This window comes from Rhodopila globiformis (genome assembly GCF_002937115.1).
Taxonomy (GTDB): Bacteria; Pseudomonadota; Alphaproteobacteria; order Acetobacterales; family Acetobacteraceae; genus Rhodopila; species Rhodopila globiformis.
Map to the genome: position 1 here is coordinate 1 of NZ_NHRY01000025.1, position 8,662 is coordinate 8,662.

Below are 8,662 nucleotides of genomic sequence, written 5' to 3' on the forward strand. Positions count from 1 at the left end.
ACGATCGGTTTCCCATGCGATCAACACAGGGAAAACGCCGTTCCTGCCTATAGGATCTCCGGAATTCGCCACACGCAGCCGACTATCTGGTTGCTACCAACCGCCTCGGGAAAGCGCCAAAGTCCAGCTAAGGTTGGTGTGGTACGTTGGGACCGCCCGCAAGATACTAGAGTCTTCGATCGACCCAGTATCGAACGCAATCTTGACCGGTTCTACACCTTCTTGAGTGACGATCGACTGAGGTCAAATCGAGGTGTGGTCGATCATCTGCTGGGTTTCTTTCGGCGTCTGAGATCACTTGGGCAGGCTGCTGGCCTTGAGGATGCGCGTGCGATCGATCTTTTTACGGCTTCTCTCGCTCGCCTCTCAGGTCATCCGGATAGAACGCTCAAACCTGAGCAACAGGGTTTATCTGAAGATGCAGAGGATCTGTTAGCGCGCATCGATGCCAAGGGTCTTGCGGCGGCAGTGGAGGAAATTGAACGTGGAGCAGGCACCATGTCCTGGCTCCGCCTGTATCCTTCCTTAGCCGTAAGGCATGCGGGTGGACAACTTTTTCAGGAAGCTCATTTCGAACTGCTTCGCAATACAACTACGTTCGACTTGTTCGGTTTGGTGGGCACACCTGAAGTGGCCACCACTAGCCGCGGTGGAACCCACTTCACCCCCCCAACTTTGGCGCGGACTGTAGTCGAGCGAGCACTTGAGACGCTGGGTGATCTCACCACGCGTACTCAACTGATACTAAACGACCCGACGTGTGGCTCGGGTGCTTTTCTTCACGAAGCACTACGGTCACTACGTCGTATGGGGTTTCGTGGCCACCTACGCCTGATCGGTTATGATGTTTCTGGTCCCGCGGTTGCGATGGCGCGCTTTGTGGTGGCGTCTTCACTTCAAGACTGGAAGCCTGACGGCGGGATCGACGTTGAATTGCGGGCAGGGTCATTCGATACACGATTCACGCTGTTGAAAGCTGGAGAAAACTGAGCACGGCCTAGGCCGGAGAGAGCGGCAAATTGGGTCTTGAGGGTCACCGTGGCCTACCATGGTGCGGCCATGGAGAGGTTGCACCGATGAATGACCCGCTCGTTGAGATGCTGTCGTGCGTGACTGACTGCCGCCGGAAACAGGCGAAGCGGTATCGTCTCGCCAACATTCTGATGTTTTGCATCCTCGGCTTTTTGTGCGGGGCGACGTCCTACAAGGCGCTGTGTTCCTTCATCGAGGAGCGTTTCGCGCTGCTCCAGGCCGCGTTCCCATCGACCATGAAGCGTGCCCCCGCACCATCAACCCTGTGGCGGATCATCAGCCTGGTTGACGGCGCGGCCCTGGAAGCGGTGTTCCGCAAGCACGCCATGTCCCAGCATGCCGCGCTCGGCGGCGGCCCGGGCGAGGTGGTCGCGCATGACGGCAAGAGCCTGAGAGGCAGCTACGACACCGCCGCTGAGACGAAGATGTCCCAGTTGCTCCGGGCGTTCGCCGTGGGCACCAGGATCATCCTCGGGCATGTCGCGGTCATGGTGAAGAGCAACGAAATTCCGGCGATGCAGGCGCTGGTGCGCGAACTCGGCCTGGAGGGGGTGCTCTGCACGGCCGATGCCATGCATTGCCAGATCAAGACCATCGAGGCGGTGAAGGCGTCCGGCGGCGAGGCGCTGCTTCAGGTCAAGGGCAACCAGCCAAGTCTCGAAGCGGCATTTGAGGCTCTGCCGGCCGAGCAGGAGCCGCAGGATTGCCATGGGGAGACCGGCAAAACACGGCGTAATCGCCAGGAAACGCGCCGGGTCGAGGTGTTCAAGGCAGGCCCCCTTCTGGATCTGCCGGACGACTGGCAGGCCTACGCCGTCGAGGCCGTGCGCGTCACCCGCACGGTTCTGCACAAGGATGTCGCCACCGGCTGGAACTGGCGGCCTACGCGCGAAGTCGCATGGTATGCATCAAGCCAGGACGGCAACAACGCCGCCTATTATGCTGCCGCGACCCGAGGCCACTGGGGCGTGGAGAACCGCGTCCACTACGTGCTCGACGTCTCCATGCACGAAGATACCAGCCGCGTCCGCAAGAGTCCGATCATCCTCTCCATCCTGCGCAGTTTCGCCCTCAACATCTTGCGGTTCAACAAGGTCAACGACGTCGCCGACGCCCTGTGGCGCAACGCCATGAACCTCAACCGCGTCCTGGCATATGGTGGGACCTGAAGTAATCAGAATCGAATGACCCTGCATACATCAGGCTGAGGCAGACCCGGTGGATTGGCTGGCGGATGGCGCCGAGCAGACGGCGGATCTGCTCATCCGGCAGCGCGTGCGGCAACCGCTTCTGCCGCGGCAAGGCAATCTTTTTTTCCCCCCAACAAGTCCCATGCCAGGCCGAGCGTCTGGCAGTAGAGGAAACGAAGGCTGAAATGGGCGACCTTGAAGGTGCCCCGCGCCACGCCGCGCTTACGCAAGTCAAGCAGATAGGCGCGTACCTCTTCCTCGCTGAGTTGGTCCGGTGAACGGCGATAATGCGCCGCCAAGTGGTAGACCGCCTGGACGTAGACCTGCTGCGTTCCAGCAGCCAAACCAGCCAGGGTCATATCCTCGATCATTCGTGCACGCAGTGGCGACATGGTGGTCTCCTTTCGTTGATGCCACCGCGCTTTCTCGCGCCCGGTGGCATCAACAAAATACACCCCCTCCGCCATTACCCCGACTTCATCATCCGCGCACTCGGCGAAGCCGTTCCGTCCAACTGTGCGAGAGCTGGCTGCAGAACCCGTATTACCAGCTGTTCTGCGGCGAAGTGTTTTTCCGCTACAGCCTGCCGCTCGACCGGTCCTCGATGACCCGCTGGCGCCAGCGGATGGGGGAAGAGAAGCTGACGGTGCTGCTGCAGGAAAGCCTGCGCCTGGCCATCCGCAGCGGGGCCGCCGAGCCGGCCGACTTCACCCGCGTCATTGTCGATACCACGGTGCAGCCGAAGGCGGTAGCCTTCCCCACCGATGCCAGGCTGCTGCACCGGGCGCGTGAATGGCTGGTGAGGCTGGCCCACAAGCATGGCGTGACGCTGCGCCAGTCCTATCAGCGGGTCGGCAAAAGCGCGCTGATCCGCTATCAGCGCCATGCCCATGCCCGGCAGTTCAAGCGCGCCAGGCGCGCGCTGCGGACGTTGCGCACCTATCTCGGGCGGGTGATGCGCGACATCGGCCGCAAGACCGGTGCCGACGCCAGCCTGCGCGCGCGCTTCGCCCAGCCACTGGCCCTGGCACGCCGGGTGCACGCGCAGCGCTATCGCCAGCGCGGCCCCAAGGTCTACAGCCTGCATGCGCCGGAGGTCGAATGCATCGCCAAAGGCAAGCCGCACCAGCCGTATGAGTTCGGCGTCAAGGTCTCGATCGCCACCCCGCTGCACCGCTGCCGCGGCGGGCAGTTCGTCGTTCCTGTCGCGGCCTTGCCGGGCAATCCCTATGACGGCCATAGCCTGGCCACGGTGCTCCCGGCGATTACCCGCCAGATCGGCACCGCGCTGATCCGCGTCATCACCGATGCCGGCTACCGCGGTCACAATGCGCCGCCCGCGCAGGCATCGTGCGTCTATACATCCGCACAGAAGCGTGGCGTCACCGCCGAGATCAAGCGCGAGCTGCGCCGCCGGCCCGCCGTGGAGCCGGTGATCGGCCATCTCAAGGAGGACCATCGCATGGGCCGCAACTATCTTGCCGGGCGCGCCGGCGACGCCGCCAATGCCGTGCTCGCCGCTGTCGGCTACAACTTCAGGCTCCTGCTGGTCTGGCTGGCAGGGCTTGGGCAGCTGCTTCCCACGCTTGTTCGCAGCGCTGGCACGGCGGCACCGAATGCACGTTACGCTACCTGATCAGATTACTTCACAGACGACTATATAGCCTGCTTCAGCTTTGCGGAGGCCCGACGAGGCTTTCGGGCGACCGAGATTGGCGCAAGCTGTCGCCGAGGTGCTGCACCGCTTATGTCCGCTCTCCACCCGAAGCTGCCATTTGCCCCCTTGTCGAGCGCCGGGCGGTTGTAGTCCCGCGGCAGCACGCCCTTCAGCGCCGGGTTGTCGGCCTCGATCGCCGCCATCGCCTCGTCGATCAGCTTGCCGATGCCGGGCTGCGGCGCGTTGGCCTGCAGGTGCGACCAGCGGGCTTCCTTCGGCACCCAGAAGATGTTTTCGCCCAGGTATTCGTCGCGGTCCTCGGCGGCGACGGGGTCTTCCCGCAGCAGCGCGGCGTGCCGGGCCTCGAACGCCAGCGAGATGTGGCGCAGGAAGACCAGGCCCAGGACGACGTGCTTGTAGTCCGACGGCTCCAGGTTCTTGCGCAGTTTGTCGGCGGCCAGGAACAGGTCGCGTTCCAGCGCCGGCTGGGGGGGGCGGCGGTCTTGCGGGGGCGGCCTTTCGCCATGACGTCCTCGGAATCCGGTGTCGTTCTGTGTGAACGATTATGACGTATAGAGAAATATGTCGATACGCGATTCAGCCGGCGCGTGTCGTGGCGCGCCCGTTCACAAGCGGCAGTGCCCGGCTTGTGCCGCGAGGCGCGGCGCGGCGGCCGATGGCTCTGCCCCGGGAAGCCTGGCCACGGCTCCGCACCCGCCACGCTTGTTCTTTGTTCGTTCAACAGCCTGCGGTAGAGGGCGGCAAAATCCGGCGCGCATGACACGCCCGGGACGTCGCCGCCCGCGATCGGCTCCCGGCACCGGGCCCGCCGCCGCTTACCCAACCGTCATGCCGGCCGATCCGGTGACGGTTCCCAGGCCTGGCCTGGCCTGTGCGCCCGATCGGCCGCCGCCGGGCCGCGCGCCGGGCCTCCCCCGGAAACGGACACCCACGCCGACCGAGCGCCTTCATTCCACCCGTCAGGCGCCGGGCGGTGGCTGGAACAGCGCCGGCGTCAGCGCCGGGGCCGTGTCGATGCCGGACAGGCGCATCGTCAACGTCCGCCCGTGCGCGTCGGTCACCGCCACCGCGATCAGCCGGAGCGGCCGATCGGCGAAGGTCAGCATCAGGTTGCCCTGCGACGCGTAGCCGGTCTTCTCCAGGGTGATCTGGACCATGCCCGGCAGCCTGGCCAGGCTCGCGACGGTGATCGGGCCGGACAGGTTTATCGTGGGCGTCAACAGCATGCCCAGCGGCGTGCGCGACACCGGCATCGTGGTGGTCGCGCCGGTGCTGCGATCGACGACCAGCACCTGGCCGTCGGCGATCACCATCACGCGCCGCTCGGCGTCGGTGTAGTCGATCCGCAAATGCCCGGCCGGACGGTCCAGCCAGACGGTGCCGGCGTCGGGGCCGAAGGAGCCGTACTGGATGAAATGCGCCTCGAACCGCGGAATGCTGTTCAGGTAGGCGGCGATGCGGTCAACCTCGGCCTGATCGGCGGGCGTCAGTTGCGGCCTTGGCGGCGTCGCGCAGGCCGCGAGCAGGACAGGCAGGATGACGGCGAACGCGGCGCATCGCGCGGACGCCAGGATGCGCGAGATGACAGCGCTACAGTGTCTCAACGGCGTGCTCCGTAACGAATAGAGGTGTCGGCCAGCCCCCGGCACGGCCGCAGCCTGGCCGGCTGCCGGGTGCTTCCGGAGTCCGCCGGGTGCGGGACAGCAGCCCGGACGACCGCGAGGCCCATCAGTGTCGCATAAGCGGACCGGATGGCTATAGCAAACCGCAGGCAGGGTGAGGCGGATCGGCGGCGTGCCTTCATCGTCATGGTGGGCACACGCCTCCCATCCAAGGCTTGCGGTGCTAATATCGGCCAAAGGGGAGGATGGCGGGCCGGCGCCCACCATGACGACAGGGCAGCGGCTGCGCACCCCGGCCTGCCTCCGGTTTGCCCGGGGGACCGGACGATCGCCTGGACATGCTGGTACCGGCGGCGGCCCATGCCGCGACCGCGCGGCAGGCCGCCAGGGCACTGCTCGGTTGGTGCCGGCGGCCCGCCGCGTTGCGTGCCCCTGCGGATCATTCCCGCAAGGCACCCGGTCATCCATGGCGATCACCCCAGCCGGCCGACGGCGCCGACCATCAGCTCGATCTGCCGGGCGATGCGGGCCAGCGTCTCGGAGCCCTGCCCGGGCGGCCGCGGCTGCAGGGTGGTTTCCCCGTTCGCCAGGCTGTGCAGCGAACCGGCGATCCAGTCGCGCCAGGCCCGCAAGGCCTCGGCGCCCAGGCTGGCGGCAAGCGCCGGGTCGTGGTGCAGCGTCGTCAGCCGCCCGGCGCAGCGGCGCAGGGCGGCGTCGATGACCATCGCCGCTTCCAGCTTGTCTGGGTTGCGGCGGCTCGGGTCGAGCAGCGCGCGGGTGATCAGCGCCTCCAGGGTGTTGCTCGCGAGGCCGGCCGCGCGCCGCGCCTGGCCCACGGCCGACGTGGTGGCCTCGCCCAGCAGCAGGGAGAAATCCGCCCGGGCGTAGGCGCCGTGCGCGGCGATGGCGTTGCGCACCTCGCCCGCCACCAGTTCCCGCTCCCGGCTGGGCCACAGCAGGAAGCCGGCGGCAACGGCGATCAGGCCGCCCAGCGTGGTCAGGGCCGCCCGCATGACGGCGATCTGCCACTCGCCGGCGCCGGGCGCGCCGGTTTCCACCAGCAGCACGACCAGCGGCGTCAGCGCCAGCATGAACATGCCCAGGCTGACGGCGCGGACCGCCAGGGCCAGCATCGCCAGCGGGAACATCGCCACCGCGATCGTCAGCGGCGTGGTGCAGACCAGGCCGACCAGCGCCGCCAGGACTCCGCCGGCGGCGGTGCCGGCGATGCGCTCGATGGCGCGGGTGAAGGTCAGCGAGTAGTACGGCTGCATGGTCGCGACGATGGTGATGGTCAGCCAGTGGTCGTATGGCGTGAACCACAGCATGGTGAACAGCAGCGCCGGCGCGGCGGTCAGGGCGCTGCGCAGCGCGTGCCGCAGGGCAGGGGACTGCCAGTTCAGGTTGGCGCGCGCCGGGCGGACGACCTGTTGCCAGCGCGGCAGCGCCTGCGCGGCCAGCCCGGCGTCGGGCAACTGGCCGGCCGGCGTGACCACCGTATGAGCGATCCGCAGCCGATCGGCGATGCCAGTGACCACCCGGGGGACCAGGGAACCGGGCGGCAGCGCGGCCAAATCGGCGATGAGGGCGTCGATGGCGCGGTCGATCCGCCGGTGGGTGTGGATGTCCTCGGTCAGCACCGCGCGGGCCAGGACCAGCAGCACCGGGCGCATCCGCCGCAGGATCCGGGTGGCCGCCTGCCGCTCGGCCGTCGAGCCGTGTTCCAGCAGGTCGCTCAGCGCGATCAGGCTGCCGAAGATCTGCTCGGCGGTTTCCAGGCGGATCACACCCTGGGCGGCGCGGTGGCTGGCGGCGCCGCGCGCCCGCAGCGTGTCCATGACGACGGTCCGCGCCGCCTCGATCGCTTCGCGCGCGCGGCGGCGGTGGATGCGGGCGTGCGCGTCCCAGTCGGCGTCGCTGGCGCCGGGCGTCCGCGCCAGGGTTTGCAGGTCCCCCACCAGGTGCGAGAGCTGCCGATACGCCTCTGCCACCGCCCGGCGGGCCGGCAGGAACGGGTAGATCCGCCAGATCACCATGGTGAGCAGCGTCGCCCACAGGGCGCCGCCGATGAACGCCAGGGCGATGATGGCGGCCTGGGCGAGGCTGGTGTCGCCGCGGTCGAGCGCGAGGATCTGCACCGTGGCGAGCAGGGCGCCAAGCTGCTGCGGCGCCTGGCCGTAGACGCGGGCGAACGAGGCGCAGAACAGGCCCAGCACGCCCAGCGGCAGGGCGAAGCCCGGCTCCAGGGCGCGCACCAGGCCGAAGCCGGCGGTGACCAGGGCGCCCAGCAGGGTGAAGCTGAGCAGCACCGGGACACGGCGGCGGATCGGCCCCCCGGGATCGCAGATGCAGGTCAGCAGCGCCGCCAGCGCGGCCTCGCGGAGCGGCGGAAAGTGCAGGAACTGCCCGGCGGCGATGATGACCGACACCGACAGGGCGGCGCGGACGCCCTCCGCCAGGCTGGTTGCCCGCAGGTTGACGGCGATTGGCAGCCGCGCCAGGTCCGGAGCCGTCGGCTTGGCCGGCATGGGGTTTACGGACGCCGATCGCGAAAGAAGGCGCGCAGCAGGGCGGCGGAGTCGGTTTCGCGCACGCCGCCGATGACCTCCGGGCGATGGTGGCAGGAGGATGCGTCGTAGATGCGCGGGCCGTGCTCGACTCCGCCGCCCTTGGGGTCGTAGGCGCCGAACACCAGGCGGCGGATGCGGAACAGGCTGATGGCCTGGGCGCACATCGGGCAGGGCTCCAGGGTGACGACCAGGTCGCAGCCGATGAGGCGGGGGCTGCGCTGGCGTTGTGCCGCGGCGCGCAGGGCGAGGAGTTCGGCATGGGCGGAGGCGTCGCTGTCGGCTTCCGTGCGGTTGCCGGCGCGGGCGAGGATGCCGCCGCCGGGGCCGAGGACGACGGCGCCGACGGGGATTTCGCCCCGCGCGGCGGCGGCGCGGGCCTCGGCGAGGGCTTCGTCCATGGGGTCTGGGATCATGTGGCGGGCCCGGGGTGATGGGATCGATGGCAGGGCAATCGCACTTCAGAATAGTGCCAGGAGGCGAGCGAGATAGGCGTTGTCCCAGGCGGCCTTCTGGAACTTGCCGCGCAAGGCGTCCTTGTCGCCGTTCGTCTGCATGACATTGATGGCCATG

7 protein-coding genes and 1 pseudogene are annotated in these 8,662 nt (G+C 67.8%); 3 read left to right on the plus strand and 5 right to left on the minus strand.

The window, feature by feature from the left end:
- Together CCS01_RS32465 and CCS01_RS00530 are read left to right on the plus strand one after the other, a co-directional pair.
- The coding region (locus CCS01_RS32465; RefSeq protein WP_204848088.1) for an N-6 DNA methylase at positions 1-990 on the plus strand (990 nt) is incomplete at its 5' end.
- An 86-nt stretch (positions 991-1,076) separates the two neighbouring features.
- Positions 1,077-2,201: an ISAs1 family transposase gene (locus CCS01_RS00530; RefSeq protein ID WP_104516885.1), complete on the plus strand. Its 1,125-nt coding sequence runs from the start codon at positions 1,077-1,079 to the stop codon at positions 2,199-2,201.
- A gap of 92 nt (positions 2,202-2,293) precedes the next feature.
- Here the strand turns inward: CCS01_RS00530 and CCS01_RS00535 are convergent, their stop codons facing one another.
- Positions 2,294-2,689: a site-specific integrase gene (locus CCS01_RS00535; RefSeq protein WP_104516886.1), complete on the minus strand. Its 396-nt coding sequence runs from the start codon at positions 2,687-2,689 to the stop codon at positions 2,294-2,296.
- A gap of 47 nt (positions 2,690-2,736) precedes the next feature.
- Between CCS01_RS00535 and CCS01_RS00540 the strand changes: the two are divergent.
- A pseudogene (locus CCS01_RS00540) lies at positions 2,737-3,858 on the plus strand (IS5 family transposase); the annotation flags it as partial.
- Positions 3,859-3,878: 20 nt separating this feature from the next.
- Here the strand turns inward: CCS01_RS00540 and CCS01_RS00545 are convergent.
- The 4 genes from CCS01_RS00545 to CCS01_RS00560 form a co-directional block, all read right to left on the minus strand.
- Entirely contained in the window at positions 3,879-4,358 is a 480-nt protein-coding gene (locus tag CCS01_RS00545) for a type I restriction-modification system subunit M N-terminal domain-containing protein (RefSeq protein ID WP_104516888.1), read from the minus strand.
- Between the two features lie 501 nt (positions 4,359-4,859).
- Entirely contained in the window at positions 4,860-5,504 is a 645-nt protein-coding gene (locus tag CCS01_RS33410; RefSeq protein ID WP_158258163.1) for a LolA family protein, read from the minus strand.
- 491 nt (positions 5,505-5,995) lie between these two features.
- Positions 5,996-8,050 carry an FUSC family protein gene (locus tag CCS01_RS00555; protein ID WP_104516890.1) on the minus strand — a complete coding sequence of 685 codons (2,055 nt, stop codon included), beginning with the start codon at positions 8,048-8,050 and terminating at the stop codon, positions 5,996-5,998.
- 5 nt (positions 8,051-8,055) lie between these two features.
- Positions 8,056-8,490, minus strand: a complete 435-nt coding sequence (locus tag CCS01_RS00560) for a nucleoside deaminase (protein ID WP_104516891.1) — start codon at positions 8,488-8,490, stop codon at positions 8,056-8,058.
- Between the last annotated feature and the right edge of the window lie 172 nt (positions 8,491-8,662).

Coding starts and splice junctions, on each gene's coding strand:
- CCS01_RS00530 (WP_104516885.1), top strand. CDS start 1,077: ATGAATGACCCGCTCGTTGAGATGCTGTCGTGCGTGACTGACTGCCGC.
- CCS01_RS00560 (WP_104516891.1), bottom strand. CDS start 8,490: ATGGACGAAGCCCTCGCCGAGGCCCGCGCCGCCGCCGCGCGGGGCGAA.
- CCS01_RS00535 (WP_104516886.1), bottom strand. CDS start 2,689: ATGGCGGAGGGGGTGTATTTTGTTGATGCCACCGGGCGCGAGAAAGCG.
- CCS01_RS00555 (WP_104516890.1), bottom strand. CDS start 8,050: ATGCCGGCCAAGCCGACGGCTCCGGACCTGGCGCGGCTGCCAATCGCC.